This window comes from Spirillospora sp. CA-108201 (assembly GCF_050936235.1).
In the GTDB taxonomy this organism is placed as follows: Bacteria; Actinomycetota; Actinomycetes; order Streptosporangiales; family Streptosporangiaceae; genus Spirillospora.
This window is the reverse complement of the sequence record NZ_JBNJNE010000001.1, coordinates 4,303,129-4,319,263: the sequence shown is the minus strand read 5'-3', so window position 1 is coordinate 4,319,263 and position 16,135 is coordinate 4,303,129. Positions and strand designations below refer to the sequence as shown.

14 protein-coding genes are annotated in these 16,135 nt (G+C 71.7%); 7 read left to right on the top strand and 7 right to left on the bottom strand.

The features are described from left to right. Positions 1 to 4 precede the first annotated feature (4 nt). Genes ACQEU6_RS20960 through ACQEU6_RS20950 form a run of 3 tightly spaced genes read left to right on the top strand, consistent with a single transcriptional unit; the run spans position 5 to position 3,525 of the window. Positions 5 to 1,966 carry a helicase HerA-like domain-containing protein gene (locus tag ACQEU6_RS20960; protein WP_499334197.1) on the top strand — a complete coding sequence of 654 codons (1,962 nt, stop codon included), beginning with the start codon at positions 5 to 7 and terminating at the stop codon, positions 1,964 to 1,966. Beyond that, positions 1,963 to 2,751 carry a hypothetical protein gene (locus ACQEU6_RS20955; protein WP_499334195.1) on the top strand — a complete coding sequence of 263 codons (789 nt, stop codon included), beginning with the start codon at positions 1,963 to 1,965 and terminating at the stop codon, positions 2,749 to 2,751. Before ACQEU6_RS20960 ends, ACQEU6_RS20955 begins: the two co-directional genes overlap by 4 nt. 60 nt (positions 2,752 to 2,811) lie before the next feature. Further along, complete coding sequence (locus ACQEU6_RS20950; protein ID WP_499334193.1) at positions 2,812 to 3,525, top strand: NERD domain-containing protein; 714 nt, start codon at positions 2,812 to 2,814, stop codon at positions 3,523 to 3,525. Between the two features lie 52 nt (positions 3,526 to 3,577). On the opposite strand, the gene ACQEU6_RS20945 is transcribed toward ACQEU6_RS20950, so the two are convergent. Then, positions 3,578 to 4,726, bottom strand: coding sequence for a hypothetical protein (locus tag ACQEU6_RS20945; RefSeq protein ID WP_499334191.1), 1,149 nt, complete (start codon positions 4,724 to 4,726; stop codon positions 3,578 to 3,580). Next, on the bottom strand, positions 4,723 to 5,652 hold the full coding sequence (locus ACQEU6_RS20940; RefSeq protein ID WP_499334189.1) for a sigma-70 family RNA polymerase sigma factor: 930 nt from the start codon (positions 5,650 to 5,652) through the stop codon (positions 4,723 to 4,725). Before ACQEU6_RS20940 ends, ACQEU6_RS20945 begins: the two co-directional genes overlap by 4 nt. 463 nt (positions 5,653 to 6,115) lie before the next feature. On the opposite strand from ACQEU6_RS20940, the gene ACQEU6_RS20935 reads away from it, so the two are divergent. Both ACQEU6_RS20935 and ACQEU6_RS20930 read left to right on the top strand, forming a co-directional pair. Beyond that, positions 6,116 to 6,898 carry a hypothetical protein gene (locus tag ACQEU6_RS20935; RefSeq protein ID WP_499334188.1) on the top strand — a complete coding sequence of 261 codons (783 nt, stop codon included), beginning with the start codon at positions 6,116 to 6,118 and terminating at the stop codon, positions 6,896 to 6,898. Positions 6,899 to 6,916: 18 nt separating this feature from the next. Continuing rightward, entirely contained in the window at positions 6,917 to 7,663 is a 747-nt protein-coding gene (locus ACQEU6_RS20930; protein ID WP_499334186.1) for a hypothetical protein, read from the top strand. On the opposite strand, the gene ACQEU6_RS20925 is transcribed toward ACQEU6_RS20930, so the two are convergent. Continuing rightward, positions 7,620 to 8,330, bottom strand: a complete 711-nt coding sequence (locus tag ACQEU6_RS20925; RefSeq protein WP_499334185.1) for a response regulator transcription factor — start codon at positions 8,328 to 8,330, stop codon at positions 7,620 to 7,622. The two genes, ACQEU6_RS20930 and ACQEU6_RS20925, sit on opposite strands and share 44 nt — an antisense overlap. Positions 8,331 to 8,392: 62 nt before the next feature. On the opposite strand from ACQEU6_RS20925, the gene ACQEU6_RS20920 reads away from it, so the two are divergent. Further along, positions 8,393 to 9,340 carry a S16 family serine protease gene (locus ACQEU6_RS20920; RefSeq protein ID WP_499334184.1) on the top strand — a complete coding sequence of 316 codons (948 nt, stop codon included), beginning with the start codon at positions 8,393 to 8,395 and terminating at the stop codon, positions 9,338 to 9,340. Between the two features lie 31 nt (positions 9,341 to 9,371). Here the strand turns inward: ACQEU6_RS20920 and ACQEU6_RS20915 are convergent, their stop codons facing one another. Then, positions 9,372 to 10,733, bottom strand: coding sequence for a J domain-containing protein (locus ACQEU6_RS20915; protein WP_499334183.1), 1,362 nt, complete (start codon positions 10,731 to 10,733; stop codon positions 9,372 to 9,374). 273 nt (positions 10,734 to 11,006) lie between these two features. Between ACQEU6_RS20915 and ACQEU6_RS20910 the strand changes: the two genes are divergently transcribed. Next, the gene (locus ACQEU6_RS20910) at positions 11,007 to 11,648 is read left to right on the top strand and encodes a DUF4262 domain-containing protein (RefSeq protein ID WP_499334181.1); all 642 of its coding nucleotides are present in this window, start codon (positions 11,007 to 11,009) and stop codon (positions 11,646 to 11,648) included. Here the strand turns inward: ACQEU6_RS20910 and ACQEU6_RS20905 are convergent. The 3 genes from ACQEU6_RS20905 to ACQEU6_RS20895 form a co-directional block, all read right to left on the bottom strand. Further along, entirely contained in the window at positions 11,621 to 12,997 is a 1,377-nt protein-coding gene (locus ACQEU6_RS20905) for a hypothetical protein (RefSeq protein ID WP_499334179.1), read from the bottom strand. The two genes, ACQEU6_RS20910 and ACQEU6_RS20905, sit on opposite strands and share 28 nt — an antisense overlap. Positions 12,998 to 13,311: 314 nt before the next feature. Further along, complete coding sequence (locus ACQEU6_RS20900) at positions 13,312 to 14,688, bottom strand: hypothetical protein (protein WP_499334178.1); 1,377 nt, start codon at positions 14,686 to 14,688, stop codon at positions 13,312 to 13,314. 262 nt (positions 14,689 to 14,950) lie between these two features. Then, positions 14,951 to 15,925: a DMT family transporter gene (locus ACQEU6_RS20895; RefSeq protein WP_499334176.1), complete on the bottom strand. Its 975-nt coding sequence runs from the start codon at positions 15,923 to 15,925 to the stop codon at positions 14,951 to 14,953. Positions 15,926 to 16,135: the final 210 nt, after the last annotated feature.

Sequence of the window (16,135 nt, the reverse complement as noted above, 5' to 3'; positions counted from 1 at the left end):
GAACGTGGCGGACCCGAGAGGGCCGGAGAGCAGGCCCGCGGACCTGGCTGGTGGCGGCTATGTCTTCCCCACCGTGGTCCTGCTGGTGTTCGCGGTCATCCTGGCCGTGCTCATCCCGGCCCTCTGCGCCTGGCTGCTGCTCATCGCGCTGCGCAGGTTCCTCGCCCGGCGCGACTGGATCATCGTCGCGCTGGCCGGCGTGGTGGGGTTCGCCCTGCGGGCCAAGGACAACGCCTACGCCTACGGCTACTGGCTGGCGAGCTTCGCCGACTTCGGCCCCGGACAGCCCGGGAAGGTGCCCGTCACCGTCCTGCTGTCGCTGACCGCGGTGCTCGCGGGCATCTTCGGACTGATCGTCGGGAGGGCCCGGGGTTCGGCGGTCATGACGCTCTCGTCCTTCCTGCGCAAGAAGAAGAAGTTCGTCGACCTGTTCGACGGCACCTGGTTCCGGCAGAAGGAGCTGGTCGACGACCCGATCACCCCCCGGGACGGGCGGCGGGAGATGCTGAAGAAGCGGGTGTCCATGCGGGTGACCGTGGCCGACATCCCCGCGGTGCACGGCCCGTACGCCACGGACAAGGCCAGGAAGACGCCCATCAAGGCCAAGACCATCCCTCTCGGGCTCGGTGCCAACGACCGTCCGGTGTGGCTGAGCACCGCGGAGATGGGCATGCACGGCGCCGTCGTCGGCTCCACCGGCAGCGGCAAGACCGTCACGCTGATGTGGATCATCGGGGCGGCGCTCGACATGGGCTTCGACGTCACCGTCATCGACATGAAGGAGGACACCGAGCCCGGCGGCCTCCGCGACTTCCTGCGCGCCTACGCGCAGACGCACCGCATGCCGATGCAGGAGATCGCCCTCGGCGACCAGCAGCCGGCCTTCTGGTTCAACGCCCTCGCGGGCATGTCCGCCGACGAGGCGTTCGACACCATCATGACGATGGTCGAGTTCGACGACGCGTACTGGCAGGCCCTGAACCGCAAGGTCCTCCAGCAGGTCGTCCAGATGCTCCACGAGGCCTCCGAGATCGCGCCGGACAGGTTCAATCCGCCCAACATGCTCGAGATCGGCAAGATCATGGAGCACGGCGAGAACATGAAGGGCGCCGTCAAGGAGCACGTCCTCGCGATCGACGGGGTCCGCGGCTTCGGCCACTGCACCGAGCGCTACACCAACGTGCTCCGGCCGTCCCGCGACGAGGGGGTCTCCGCGGCGAGCTTCGGCACCAAGCTGACCGGGCTCTACGACTCCGGCGCGGGCCGCCGCATCCTGGTCCCCGGCGGGGAGCGGCAGATGATCGACGTCCGGCGCGAGGGGCTGACCTACATCGGCCTCAACTCCCTCGGCCAGCCCGACATGGCGAAGATCCTGTCCTCCTCGGCGCTGCAGCGGCTGTCGGTGTACGCCGCGCAGCGGATCCAGGGCCGCGCCCCCAAGGACAAGCCGCGGCTGATCGTGGTGGACGAGGCGAACTTCATCGATCGCGAGATCGCGATGAACATGCTGTCCCGGGTCCGGTCCGCGCTGTTCAACATGATCCTGTGCACCCAGGGGCCGACGGACTGGATCGACAAGGACGGCGACGACTGGTCGCGGCTCACCCAGAACATCAACTGGCTGATCGCCATGGCCCAGTCGTCCCCCGAGGCCGCGGAGAAGTGCGCCGAGTTCCTCGGCATGCGCGACAACAACAAGTTCAGCGAGCGGGTCGGCCAGGACGGCCACACCCAGAACCTGCAGGCCATGGGGGAGGAGCAGTTCATCGTCTTCCCGAAGGAGCTGCGGGCCCTCGGCACCGGTGAGGGGTACCTGCGGGTCAACAAGCCGGCCAGCCGGGTCGAGTACGTGATCATCCCGATGCGCAAGCAGGAGATGGACCGCTACCAGCCGCCGCCCGACCCGTTCACCGCGCCGACCACGCTGCCGCTGGGAAGCCCGCAGGGGATGAGGGGACCGGTGTGAGGCCGCCGCGGCGCCGCCCGAAGGACGAGGCGCGACCGGACGGCAAGGCACGCCCGAAGGGCGAGGCGAACTCGAAGGGCAAGGCGAACTCGAAGAGCGAGGCGCGGGCGGACGACGAGGTGCGGGAGCGCCGGTTCGACCCGCTGGCGATCGCGCTGGAGGCCTCGATCGTCCTGCTGCTCGGCTTCGTCCTCGCGGGCCTCTCGATCGGGATGCTCGTCCTCCAGTACGGGGACGTGGTCACGTTCGACGCCGGGGACGTCGTCACCGCCGCCGCGGCGGGCGTCGCGGCCGCCGCGGTGGTCCGGCTGAACGTGCGGCTCCACCGGCGCTGGAAGAAGACGATCGGCCGGTTCACCGCCGCCGCCGCGCTGTGCGCCCTCGCCGCCGCCGCGGGCGCGCTCGTGGTGCTGGTGCCGGGCGAGTGCCCCGGCGGGCTGTTCAGCACGGGCCGGTGCGGGGTGCGCGAGGCGGCCGCCTGGGGTCAGGTGGCCGGGCTGGCCTCGGTGCTGAACTTCATGATCGCCGGCATGGCGCTGACGATCTGGCGCATCGTCCGGCGGGTCGGCCGGTGGCTCGGCCGGGAGGTCCTGGACGTGGTCCGCGACGGGTCGGAGCAGAGCGTCATCTGGTTCAGGGCGCTGAGGAACATCCGGAGGCGCCGGGGCGGTGGGCGCGAGGACGGCGGAGCGGAGCGCGGCCCGCGGGACGCGAAGGGGCGGCCCACGCCGCGCCGCGCGGACGCCGAGGCGGCCCGCCGCAAGCGGCTCCGCGCGCGGACCTGATCCGCGACCCCAGTCCGCCGCGCGTCCGCGGCCCCGGAGTCGAGCGTCCAAGGGAGATCCATGTACGAGGTCGGACGGGCCGGAGACTTCGTCTCCCGGCAGATGTGGCGTCACCGGACCCGGGGGTCCCTCTACGCGGCCGGGGCCGTCACGCTGGCCCTCACGGCCGTGGGGGCCCTCCTGGGGGCGCTGCTCCTGGACGCGAGTGCGCTGAAGGTGACGGCGGCGGTCGCCGGACTGGCCGCGGCGGCGGGGTGCGGGTACGCCTGGATCCGCGCGACGCGTGCGCTGGGGCAGGCCCGCCGGTCGGCCGTGGGAGCGCGGTCCGAACGCGAGGTGCGCGCCGCCGTCCGGCGCACGGAGTCGGTCGCGGCGGCCTACGGGCTCGTTCTCGGCGCCCGCGGCGGCGACTGCGACACGGTGGTCTTCACCCGCGGCTGCGGCGCCGCGGCCATCGAGGTGAAGACGGGGCACGGCCGGGTCTCCGCCGAGAACGGGAGCATGCGGGTCGGCAAGCGCGTGCTGCACGGCGATCCGGCCCGGCAGGCCGCGAACCAGGCGCGCCGGCTCTCCCGCAAGCTGGGCGGCAGCACGGTCCTCGCGGTCGTGTGCGTGCCGGGGATGCGGAACCGGCCGTTCACCACGGCGGCCGGCGTGTGGGTGTGCTCCGCACGGGACCTGACGGCGGTCCTGGACCGGGCTCCGCGCGTCTTCGGCGCCGCGGAGGAGGCGCGGGAGACGATGCGGAGCCTCTGGCACGCGGCCCCGGTCTGACCTGCCGGTGCGGGACGTCGGCCGTGCCCGCCCCCGGCGTGCCGGGAGGCGGCTACGGCAGGTCCGGACGCCACAGGAGCGACGCGACGACCAGCAGAACGCTCAAGCAGGTGATGACGAAGGTGACGAGCATGGGCATGAGGTCGAGGGCGCCGGCCCCCGGCAGCCTCCCGGGCAGCATGCGGCGGACTCCACCACCGGAGCCCTTCGCCGGCTCCGGGAGGACCTCGGGGTCGTTCTCCTCGTCGAAGAACCACGCGTTCTGCGCGGTGTCCGCGGCGGGCTCGGGCAGGAGCGCGCCGCCGGCCTGGGGGAAGCCCTGAGGCGCCGGCGCGGGCATCGCGCCGGGCGCGTTCGAGGGGGCGTGGCCGACGCCGGGGGCGGCGGCATGCGGAGGGCTCGCGGGCGCGCCGTAGGGCGCGCTGGGCGGCGTGCCCGGCGGCATTCCGTAGTTCTGCGGGACGCCCTGCCGGGCGTTCGGCGGGACGCCCTGCTGGGCGAACGGCTGGACGCCGTGCTGGGGGCTCGGCGGAGCGCTGTAGTTCGGCGGCGCGCTGTGCTGCGTGTTCGGCGGGTGGCCGTAGTTCGGCGGAACGCCCTGCTGGGTGTTCGCCGCGAAGCCCTGCTGGGGGCTTGGCGGGATGCTCTGCGGCGGGTTTGGCGGGACGTTGCCCTGGGGGCGCGGCGGGACGGTGCCCTGCGCCGGGCTTGGCGGAACGCTGCCCTGGGGGCGCGGCGGCGCGCTCCCCTGCGGCGGGTTTGGCGGGACGTTGTTCTGGGGGCGGGGCGGGTTGCCCTGCCGGGGAGCCGGCGGGTTCGCCGGCCGGGCGGCGGGGCGGGGGTTCCGGCTCCCGGAGGGGGCGTTGGAACCGGTGGAGGGCTTCCCGGCGCCGCCGGGAGCGGAGCCGGGCGCAGCCGTGGGACCGCTCCAGGATTCGCCTGCGGCATCGGAGGGAGCGGGTGGGGAGGCGCTCCAGGAGTCCCAGGTGCCGACCGAGGCCCAGGGGTCGCTCTGCGCGGGCTTCGGGTTCTCCCGCGGTGGTTCGGACGGGGGAGCGGCGGGCTTCGCTCCGGCAGCGGGCGGTGCGGCGGCGGGCTCCTCGGAGGCGGCGTCCGCGGTGTCATCGATGATGATCCACGCAGACGCCTCCTCGGCCGGTCCCGCGCCGGGGCCGCCCCCGTGCTCCCGTCCGTCGCTCATCCTGCCCGTCCTTCGATTCTCCGGGTGCCCTCGGGGGTCTCGACGACGGGCTGGAGCAGCTTGGCCAGCGCTTTCTGCTGGATCTGCCGCACCCCTTCGCGGGACAGCCCGAGTCGTTCGCCGATGACGCGCAACGCCTGCTCCGGCTCGCCGTCCAGTCCGAACCGGCGCGTCAGTACGTACCGTTCGCGGGGGTCGAGCAACGGCAAGCCCCGGCTGCTGAGGGCGCGCAGGTCGAAGCGGAGCAGCACCTCGTCCTCGATGCTCGGGGAGGCGTCGGGCAGCCGGTCCTCCCAGGCGACGTCGTCCTCGCCCGGGCCGCCCGCCACCGTGTGCAGGCTGTCGAGCCGGGGGGCGTCGAGCACCCGGCGCACCTGGGCCTCGGTCACGCCGGCGCGGCGGGCGATGTCGGCGTGGTCGACCGGGGCGTCCGGCCCGGCCTCCTCCAGGAACGCCCGCTCGGCGGACAGGATGGCCGGGCGCTTCTCGAAGTCGCCCGGGTTGAGGTTGGGGTGGTCCGCGTCGCGGACCGCGCGCAGGACCTCCCGCTGGATCGGCTTGAAGGCCCAGCTGGCGAAGGGGCCGCGGTTCGGGTCGTAGGAGGCGATCGCCCACAGGAGTCCGACCTTGCCCGCGCTCTCGAAGTCCTCGATGTGCTCGCTCGACTTCGAGGTGAACATGGTCACGTACCGGCGCACCAGGCCGAAGTTCGCGATCATGATCTCCAGCGTGAGGTCGTCGAACTCACGCTCGACACGCCGCAGCACCAGTTCCGAGAGCATGTCGAGCTCACCGGTGTCGGCCCGCGCGCGCAGCGCGTTGAGCCGATCCTGGAGCTCGTGGCGCCGCGCGAAGAGTTCGTCGTTGCGGGTACGGAACTCGTCGGCGGTGGGGCGCTCGCCACGCGCTGGCTGCTCGATGTCCATCCGTCTCCCTCTGGCTAGTCGGGATTGCGAGGCTGGAGTTGTAGCTATGCACGTTCGATGCCGGACGGCCCGGGAACGGTCGGAACTGAAACAGATCGTTGATACGTTCGCAGGCCGTTCGGACGGTCGCGAGGGCGCTGGTCGGCCGGTGAAAACGGGCTCTCGGACCGGCCTCGGCGGAAGATCGCAGTTGAGCGCTTCGCCGGGAGGGGGCGCAACTGTCCGGGAAGGAAAGGCCGCGACAAGTTCGTTGACAGAAAATTGACCTTCCATAGATCTGATGTTGCCGCGCTGATGGTTGTTTGGTGTACACGCGGTGTGCCGATCGAGGGAACGCGGAACCAGTTCGCCGCGTCGGGTTGCGGATCGCGGAACGCACGGACTCTAGAGGTCAGGGGGTGCGCGCTTAGGCTGCGGTAGGAACGGGCGACGCCACGGGCCTCGTCTGCCGACGAAAGGAAGAGTGACGGTGCAAACGATCCTCAGCGATCTCGGTCTGGAGTCCCCGCTCGTCGGGACGACGGTGACCGCACACATCAAGTCGAGCGGGCCGGACGGGTTCCGCTGCGCCGTCTATGACGTCGCGACCGGAGAGGCCCGCGACGCACTTCTGCCGCGCGCCGACGCCTTCGACCTCCCGGAGGGGGCCGCCCCGCCCGAACTGGCGGCGGGCAGCAAGGTCATCGCCCTGGTCGTCGGCGTCACCGCCGGCTCCGAGCCGGGCTCCGAGCGGCTCATGCTCTCGGTCACGGCGCCCGAGCTCGTCGAACGCCTGCTGGCGGGGTTCGTCGACGAACTGCTCAACGGCAAGGTCGTCATCAAGGCCATCGCCCGGGTCGCCGGGACCAAGACGAAGATCGCCGTGGCGCCCACCGTCACGGGGGTCGACGCGCGGGGCGCGTGTATCGGCCGCGGCGCGAGCCGGCTCAAGGGCGCGCAGAGCCTGCTGAACCACGGCTACGGCAGGGAGCGCCTGGAGATCATCGAGTACGCCATGGACCCGGCGGCCTTCCTGGTCAACGCGATGAACCCGGTGCAGGTCACCGACGCGCTCGCCGAGCGCGGGAACGCGATCGTGGCCGTCGAGGAGCACCAGCTCTCCGGCGGCATCGGGGAGGGCGGCCTGAACGCCCAGCTCGCCGGCCGGCTGACCGGGCACTACGTCCGGGTCGTCAAGACCGGCACCGACCTGCGCGAGGCGCTCGACCAGCTCGTGGCCGACAAGGCCGCCGCGGAGAAGGCCTGAGGGTCCACCGTGGTTCCGGTGGTCGTGCACGCCCGGGCGGGGGTCCCGCCCTGCGGCGTAGAGGATCTGAGCGGTCCGGGCGGGGGGACCCTTGACCGGGACACGCTCGTCGCGGCCGGCCAGGCGCTGACCTGGCGGTCGGTCTTCACCAGCGGGTCGCTCACCGCGATCCCGCTGACCGCCGCCTCCGCCGTGATCATCGGCCACGACGCGGAGACGCCGCCGGAGCTGTGGCATGACAGGTTCACCCGGGGCTTCGCCCACCGGATGGCGGGCGAGCTCACCATCGCCTCGGTCACCGCGGGGCTGCTCGGCGAGACGGCCACCGGGAACCGGGACGAGGACGCGAAGCTGCTCGGCTCGGCGATCGACGGGCTCGCCCGGCTGCTCACCGACCTGGAGGAGGCGAGGTCGCCCGGCGAGAAGGCGGACCGGATCGTGGCCGACACGGTCCGGACCCACTCCGCCCTCCTGGGCGTGCTCGCCCACCAGCAGGTCTCGGCGCGGGAGCAGGACGACTTCACCGTCCACACCGTGCGCTCGGTCGCCCGGCACCTGACCCGCTCGGATCTGGAGCCGATGCGGGCCCGGATCGGGCTGCCGTGGCCGGCACGCGTGACCAGCGGGGTCGGCGACCAGCTCGGGCTGGCCCGGTGGCGGGCCACCATGCAGTCCGACGGCGACCAGCTGTGGTGCCGGCTCGAAGCGCAGAACGTCCTGGTCACCGAGCTGTGGCTGCGGAATCCTCCGGAGCCGCCGGGATGAGGTACCCGAAACCCGTCCGGGTCACGATCACGCCGTCGCCGAGCTTGCGGCGCAGCCGGGACACGTGCTCGGCCAGCGTCCGGGAGACGCCGCGGTCGGTGCCCCACACGTGCAGCATGATCTCTTCCTTCGAGACGGCCCGGCCGCGGTTCACCGCCAGGAACTCCAGGACGGCGTACTCCATGGGGGCCAGGCGCACCTCCTCGCCCTCCCTGAACACCTGCCGGGCGGTGAAGTCGACCCGCACCGGCGGGATGTCGAGCAGATCGCCGCGGGTCTCGCCGGCGTGCCGGGCGATGCTCCCCGCGCTGCGCCGCAGCAGCGCCTGGATCCGGGCGATCAGCACCTCCGGATGGAAGGGCTTGACGACGTAGTCGTCCGCGCCGAGCCGCAGCCCGAGCGCCTGCTCGTGCGGCTCGGAGCGGGCGGTCAGCAGGATGATCGGCGTGGTGTTCCCCTGGTCGCGCAACTGGTCGATCAGGGACAGCCCGTCGATGTCGGGGAGGTTGATGTCCAGCAGTGCGAGGTCGATGTCCCCGCGGCGCAGCGCCAGCCGGGCCAGTTCGCCGTTGGCCACCGACTCCACCTGGTAATGGCGCTTGCGCAGCAGACCCGACACGAGCTTCACGAGACGCGCATCATCATCTACGACCAGGATCCGCGCCATGGCGCCATGATATCGGGGGTGCGACGGCCATCCGGAGGGGCAGCGAGCAGAGCGGGGTGCCGGTGGGGCGCCGATTGCTGTACGGCGTGGTCGCGGCCGCCGTCATCCTGGCCGTCTTCGGGATGAGGGGCTCGCCGTACAACCGCGTCGGTCCCGGGCCGGCGATCCAGGTCGGCCACCCCGAGGGCGGGTCCTGGTCGGTCATGACGGCCCGCGTCCAGCGCGGCAACTGGTTCCAGTGGGGAAAGGCCCGGCTCACGGGAGAACGCCTGATCCGGGACGGCGGGGGCGGGAAGGGCGGCGCGGGCCGGGCGCCGGGCGGCGACGCCATGAGCACCGCGCAGACGCACGCCGCGCTGGTCGCCGCCCAGCTCGCCGCGGGGCGGGCGCCGGTGAGCGCCGCCGGTCTCCAGGTGAGCGCCCTCGGCGGACCGGCCCGCGGCAGCGGCCTGCGCCCCGGCGACGTGCTTCTCGCGGCGGGCGCGGCGGCCGACGCCCTGACCCCGCTGCGCGCGCCGGCCGACCTGGAGACGGCGGTCGCCGGGCACGCGACCGTGCACGTGCTCGTCGTCCCGCGCACGTCCGCCGACGCGTGGGGGAGCGCCGAGGTCCGGCGGCTGCCCGTCGGCGGCCTCGCCGGTACGGAGGCCGGTCCCACCGTCTCGCTCACCGCCTACCCGCTCGGCCCCGTCGAGGGACCGTCGGCCGGACTCGTCCTGGCGCTGGCGCGCCTCGACGCGCTCACCCCGGGCGACCTGACCGGCGGGCGCCGCGTCGCCGGAACCGGCGGGATCGGTCTCAGCGGGAACGTGACCGCCGTCGGCGACATCCCCGAGAAGGTGCGCGCGGCGGTGAAGGCGCGCATGGACGTGTTCTTCGTGCCCGTCTGGCAGCGTTCCGCGGCGGTCGCGGCGGCCGAGGGCACCGGCCTGCGGATCGTGCCGGTCGACACGGTGTCGGAGGCCGTCGCCGCGCTCTGCGCCGGCGGGGGACGCGCTCCGATGTGCTGACCGGCGCGCTCGGCCGTGCCGGCCGGTCCGCTCAGGGGTGGCGGAGGTGGGGCAGCAGCGCGGCGAGCACGCGCCGGTCCACGACCGGGTCGCTCTCCCCGAGCCAGGCCGCGATCCGCTCGCGGACCTGCGTGAGGTCACCGGCGTGCAGGTCGCCGTACTCGGGCTCCGGGAACTTCACCCAGGGCGACCGCACGGGATCCTCCGGAATGACGGCGACGAACCCGCGCACCCGCACACCGCGCGGCACCACCTTGCGGATCTCCTTCACCGCGGCGCCGATGCCGGTGTCGCCGCCGGGGAACGGGCGCCCGACCGTGGTGATGGCGCCCTTGCCCGTCCAGGCGTAGGTCCCGGCGGGCCAGCGGCGTGCCATGACGACGGCGAGCCGCCCGCCCCGCATGACGACGTGCTCGACATAGTGCAGGCCCTGCCCGGACGGCTCGGGCGCCGTGAGCGAGTGCACGATCCGGACCCCGTCGAGCTGCGCGAGCCTCTCCAGCCCGGCGGCGCTCTCCTTCGCCACCACCTGGCGCGCGAGGTCGCCGTCGAGCCCCGCCCCCGGCACGTTGAAGATCTGGTAGCCGAGCGACTCGGGGTCGATCAGCCGGTCCAGCGCGCGGCCCTCCCGGACGAGGTGCGGCACCGCGGCCAGACCCGCGCCCCCCGCCGTGAGTCCCGCCAGCGCGCCGCACAGCGTCCAGAAGCCGCCGCCGTCGGCCTCGGACGCGGCGAGCGCGACGCCCCCGGCGAACGTCAGCACGCACACGGCCCAGAGCCAGGACAGGGACCGCAGCGTGGGCTCCAGGGCGACGAGCGGCAGGGCGACCAGCGGGAGGACCAGCAGGAGGAGGAACCCGACCGGGAGCCCGGAGGGCCACAGCGCGTACACCGCCACCAGGAACACCACCGTCCAGACGGCGACGGCCGCCACGCGGATCCAGTGGGAGCCGAACCGGGGGCGGACGCGCGGGACCGCCGCGGGTCCGGGGGCCTGCGGTTTGGTGAAGGAAGGACCGGGCCGGGACGCGCCGGAGGGACCGGAGGGGCCGGGCCGCGACGCGCCGGAGGTGCCGCCGGTGCTCGCGCCCTGTTGTCGCCCCCCGCTGTCCGTCCCCGGCCGCGGCCCCGGATCGGGGGCCGGTTCGGGCTCCGGCCGGGGGCGGGGCGGTTCGGGCGGGACCGTCCGGCTGCGAGCGTCGTAGGCGGCCCGTGACGCCGGGTCCTTCAGCGTGTCGTACGCCGTCTTGACCAGCCGGAACAGCCCGGAGGTGCCGCTGGCGTCGGGATGCACCGCGCGCATCGCCTTGCGGTACGCCCGCGTGATCTCCTCCGGTTCCGCGGTCCGCTCCACGCCGAGGAGCTCGTAGTAGTCCGGCTCGTCATTCCTCATGGCATCCCATTCATCGGTCCTCCATCCCGACCGTCCGTGGTTCGCGCCCGGCGGCTCGTCGCTTCGCGCCGCCGCGTGCGCCGCCCGGCCGGCGTCGTCCCGCACGCGGGCCCGCGTGGTCGGCGGCGCCTCCGCCCGGACGGTTTCCAGTAGGTCACTACAAACCAGAAGGGGGTTCTGCTAATGACCGGACCTGTTCGGGCATTATGCAACTGTCTGATCCACCGCGAGACACGGGCGGGCGATCCGGAAGTCGACGTCGTCGTCGGCCTGGTGATCTCGCGCCGCTGGGCGATCGTCGAAGACGGCCGGCGGGCCTTCTGCACGGTGGGCCAATGGCACAACTTCGCCCATCCGGAGTTCGTGATCTGCGGCCTTCCCCGTCCGGAGAGCCGCGACGCACTCCGGGCGGCCGTCAACGCGATGGGGCACGGCCTGCCGAGACTGGGCGAGGTCGACATCGAGCTGACGTCCCGGAAGGTGAAGACGGTCAAGGTCCACGAGAGCTGGCACGGCTCGCCGCTGCTGCGCACCGCCCGTGCGTTCTACTGCGGTGAACTGCCCGAGTACCGCCAGCTCATCTGGGCCGAAGACGCCGAGGGCTTCCCCGGCGACGAAGGCTTCGACAAGCGGCTCCTCGGACGCCAGCCCAATCTGGCCATTCCACCGCCGGACCACCCGAAATGCGCCTGGACGGCGGCTAGGCAGGCGGGCCCCGGACGCCGACCGAGAAGGCGCCCCACGTCGACGACGTGGGGCGCTTTTCTTCTGAAATTCGGAAGTCCTGTCGGAAAGAAGAGATGCCCCGGTGGGAACGGCGTGAGCCGTCCCACCGGGGCACCGGTGTGCTTACCCGTCGACCGTCACTTGCGCACGGTCATCGGGTGTCACTTGGCCAGCAGATCCGGGATGTAGACCTGCTGCCCGTCGGGCAGGACCCCGATCATTCCGGGGTCGTTGTAGTACAGCGCGGTGAGCCTCGCGCCCGACCCGGGGTCGCCCTCCGTCTCCGCGTGGATCCCCTCGTACGGGTGGATCGTCACGTTGTCGAAGGTCAGCTCCGGGTAGGCGGCGCTCAGCTCCGAGCCGCCGCCGACGATGGCCGTGGCCATCTTGTCGGCCTCGGCCTTGATCCGCCCCTCACTCGCGTTCTCGACCCCGATCAGCAGCACACGCTCGCCGGCCGGGTCCTTGGACATCGAGTGCTTGAGGACGGCGTGCACGTAACCCCAGCTCGCGCCGGAGTGCACGTCCCTCGGGCGACCGGTGCTCCCCATCGCCCGCCAGGTCTCGTCCCCGTGCCGGATCTGCTGGTCGAACAGCGTCTCCAGCGCCGGAGCGCGACGCCCGGACTCCAGCTCCTCGCGGAGCAGTTCCCGGACGATGTCGAGGTCCTCCTCATACGGCAGGACCTTGAGGCGGGCCCGCTGCTCCGGGGTGGTCTCACCGCGGAGCACGTTGACGAGGTTCTCGCGGAACAGGCCCTCGACGAGGCTGGTCCGACCGTCCCACAGGGAGATCAGGTCGAGGTACAGCCCGTTCGGGATGTGCCCCTTCCGCGCTCCCGGCAGGAAGTACAGGTCGTACCCGGTGTTCGGGATGTTGAGCACGATCTCGATCTCCAGCCCGGGGTTGGCGGACAGGAGGCTGAGAACGATCAGGCCGATCGCACTGGCCTGGCGTGCGGTGCTCTCGATCTCGTACACCGTCGGTCCCTGCGTCCACTCGAAGCCGTGGACGTCGGAGGCCAGTTCGTCGGTCGTGGCCTTGCTGAGGACCAGCTCGAACGGCCCGTCGGCGGTGTGCAGGGTGAGACCCCGCCCACTGACCAGGCACGGCCCGGACTTGATCACGACCTTGTCGATCTCGGACAGCGGGATGGTCTCGGGCTCGGCGCGCTTGTCGGTGCCGACCTGCCGCTTGGGCAGTTCACCGGCGAGCGCCCAGTACCCGACCCGGCCACGCTGGGAGATCTCGGTGAAGACCCGGACCTCGTTTCCCAGGTGGTGGCAGATGGCGGCGTCCGCGGCGAGGGCCTGCGCCTCCATCCAGGTCAGCCAGCGGTCGGCCTTGGCCTGCATCGAGCGCGCCGGCTTCCCGTACGGCTTTCGCGACAGGTCCTGCAGACCCGTCACGAGCGTCCGCCCGGGGGCGAACTCGAACGGCTGCCGCTGGTCCGCCGGCACCTCCACGGGGGAGATGAGGGGAAGGGCACCCGGACGCGACAGCGTCCGCCACCCCAGTTTCTGGTTTTCGCGCAACACGCGATCACTCCTTTTGTTTGTCCTCGCCCCGGTCGATCCGGGACGGCGCGGCTTCGGGAACCGCTCACGCGGCTGAGCCACGCAGAATTGACCGTACGGGTTCCGAGCGTTCCGGCAACCTGCTATGGCGGCTTGCCCTGGGCAGATCTGTTTCCCGGAACGCAAAGGAGCCCCGGTGGGAACGGCGTCAGCCGCTCCCACCGGGGCACCGGTGTGCTCACTTCCTCCGGCTGGAGGAAGCGTGGGTGTCACCGGCGGAACGGCCGTGGCCGTTCCGCCGGAGACGGTGGTTCCCTTCGGCGGCCGCTAGGCGGCTACCACACGTAGCTCCTCGGGAGCAGGTCGACCGGGTCGGCCCACTCTCCGTGGTCGAAGCCCGAGATGCCGTGCCGGTCGTTGACCGTCACGATCCGTCCCGGGTCCCTGTGGTACAGGATCGCCCCCTCTTCGAGGGGAACGAAATGCGAGAAGGGGTAGACGGCGAACGACGTGCCGCGGAACCCGAGCTTGCCGTGCTTGACGAGGACCTCGGTCCACGGCTGCACGGACTGCTCGATGGGCATCTCCACGTAGTCGTTGACCGACATGACGGTGCCTTCGAGCATCCGCCGGAGCACCGCCACCACGTAGGAGGCCCGGCACAGCTCCTGAACCGTGTGGACCTCCGGAGCGATCGGCTTGTTGTCCCTGCCCTTCACGAGGCTCCGGACTTCCGGATCCAGGATCAGGTTCCAGAGCTCGCCGGAGTTCCGCAGCGTGTCCACGAGGACCTGGATGCCCGGGACGCGTCCCGGCCCCATGTCCGCGAGGATCTCGTCGAGCGGTTCGAACTCGTCCCGGTAGATGATGTCCGTCCGGCCGAACCGCTCGCCGAGGACCTCCCGAAGGAGTTCCGTGGTGCGGTCCGTCAGGAGACGGGATCGCCGGGTGACCTCCTCACGCCACCGGTTGTAGGCGCGGGCGGAGGTCTGCTCCTGCTGCAGCTCCGGGTACATGTACAGCCAGTAGCCCCGCCACGGCACATCGACCACGACCGAGTACCGGATGCTCTCCGGGGAGTGGACCATCACGTTCCCGGCGAACACCGCCGACAGGCGCGCGAGGTTCTCCTCGTAGAAGGAGAGCGACCGGACGAAGCCGGCCGAGGTGATGAACTCGGGCGTGCTCCCGGCCGCGCCGTGCGAGCCGAACTGGAACGCAGTCCGTCGGCCCTCGCGGTCGGTCGAGATGGTGGCCCGGTTGGAGCCGTTGCAGACGCCCAGGACGATGGACACGGTCTCCGGCCTGTCGGCCAGAGCCTTCCCCGGTTCGCCGGCGATGAGCACGTGCTCGGAGGCCCCGCCGAGGTTGAGCGCGGGGTAGGCACCTTGCACGTACCGGTTGCCGCCCGATGCGACCCGGAGCTCGTAGACGACGCTCTCGTCCACGACGGTTCGCGGATCCGCCGACAGCCGAAGACCCCTCACCAGGTCCGCGACCTTGGTGCGCGCCCTGTTCGTGGCCTTGCCCTTGCCGAAGTCCAGGTCCTCGAAGGCACCATTCAACGCATAGGGCGACCACAGCCAGTCCGGCGTGACCCGGAAGGGCTCCTGTCCCTGGAACAGGACAGGGGTGATGCGGGACGAGTCGGGCCCGTCGGGGTCCGACTCTGTTGTCCAGCGGATGAGACCGCCAGAAACCGGGCGTGCCATATGGCACACCTCCTTTGGGTTGTTCTGCGCCCGGGACTGAGTCCGGACGGCGCGGCTCGGAAACCACTCACGTGGGTGAGCCACGCATAGTTGACTGTGTCGATCGAAAGCGGATCGGCAAGGGAAAATCGATATGACGCCTGTGTAACCGAAGTAACAAACGGATTGGCGGTCAGGGCACACAGGAAGAGGCGGGAACGGAGCAGTGCTCCGTTCCCGCCTCAGGGGTGGGTCGGCGGCCGTCAGACGGCCGCCGGCCGCATCAGGCGCCGGGCGCCTCGCTGGCGGGCTGATCGCCCTTCAGCGTGACGCGCAGCGCCGCCAGGACCACCATCGCGATCCCGCTCCAGACCCAGATGTCGGAGGCCTGGTTCTCGGACAGGAGTCCGAAGAACACGCCCGCGGCACCGAGGCCCGCAGCGATCGGGGAGTCCAGGAGGTACAGGACGCCCGTCACGCGGTCGCTCACCTTGCCGGTGGCGAGGTCTTGCAGCAGGGCGGGGACGGTGAGCGCGAGCACACCGGCCACGAGCCCGGTGACGACGACCTCCGTGGAGAGCGCCACCTCCAGGCCGCCGCCCATGAACATCCCGGTGAGCCAGACGGCGAAGACGGTGAGGGGGACCGACAGGAGGTTGGCGACGGCCAGTCCTCCCTTGGTCTTCGTCTCGTCCATCTTGCCGAAGACGCACGTGATGTAGTTCCAGAAGCATGCCGCCGACGCGACGGCGGCGACCAGGCCGATGAGCGTGTCGGCGCTGAAGTCCTCCAGCCACTTCCACGGCTGGTTGACCATCGCGACGCCGACGAAGGCAGCAGCTCGCAGCGCGAGCTGCTCCCTGGCCCAGACCCGGCGCGGGTGCTCCTCGTCCTTGAGCATCTTGAAGATGCCCCACAGCCCGACGGACAGCGGGCCGAGCGCCACGATCGCGGCGGTCACGCCGAGACCGAGCTTGTCGACCGCGATGACGTAGGCCACCGCGATCACGCTGTTCGAGAAGGCGGTGCGGACGATCGGCCGCCACATCGCGGCGCCGAACTCACTGACACCGAGACTTCCCTTGGCGCGTACGTACCCGAAGAGCAGCAGGCTTCCGAAGATGGCCATCCACAGCGCCGCGGCCAGCGAGTCGATGCGACTGCTCACCGCGAACCCTGCCTGCTGGATCGTGAGTTCGAGCACGATCAGCCCGCCGCCTACCAGACGGAGGCTGCGGGATACTGCTTCCCCTGACATGAGGGACCCCTTTTGCGTGGCGCCCCGGCCTAGCCGGAGCACAGGTGGTGGTTCCGAGGAACCGCCATGCGTCCATGACCGGGAGGCCAGGACGCATCGTCGGTTCCTCGGAACCTCGGATACATCCCGGCCGCACGCGGCCAGGACAGCGACTGACTTCGAGAGCCAGTTGGAGAAGACAGTGCCGAGAGGCACGAAGAATGCAATGAG

Coding starts and splice junctions, on each gene's coding strand:
- ACQEU6_RS20895 (WP_499334176.1), bottom strand. CDS start 15,925: ATGTCAGGGGAAGCAGTATCCCGCAGCCTCCGTCTGGTAGGCGGCGGG.
- ACQEU6_RS20925 (WP_499334185.1), bottom strand. CDS start 8,330: ATGGCGCGGATCCTGGTCGTAGATGATGATGCGCGTCTCGTGAAGCTC.
- ACQEU6_RS20915 (WP_499334183.1), bottom strand. CDS start 10,733: ATGAGGAATGACGAGCCGGACTACTACGAGCTCCTCGGCGTGGAGCGG.
- ACQEU6_RS20900 (WP_499334178.1), bottom strand. CDS start 14,688: ATGGCACGCCCGGTTTCTGGCGGTCTCATCCGCTGGACAACAGAGTCG.
- ACQEU6_RS20940 (WP_499334189.1), bottom strand. CDS start 5,652: ATGGACATCGAGCAGCCAGCGCGTGGCGAGCGCCCCACCGCCGACGAG.
- ACQEU6_RS20950 (WP_499334193.1), top strand. CDS start 2,812: ATGTACGAGGTCGGACGGGCCGGAGACTTCGTCTCCCGGCAGATGTGG.
- ACQEU6_RS20945 (WP_499334191.1), bottom strand. CDS start 4,726: ATGAGCGACGGACGGGAGCACGGGGGCGGCCCCGGCGCGGGACCGGCC.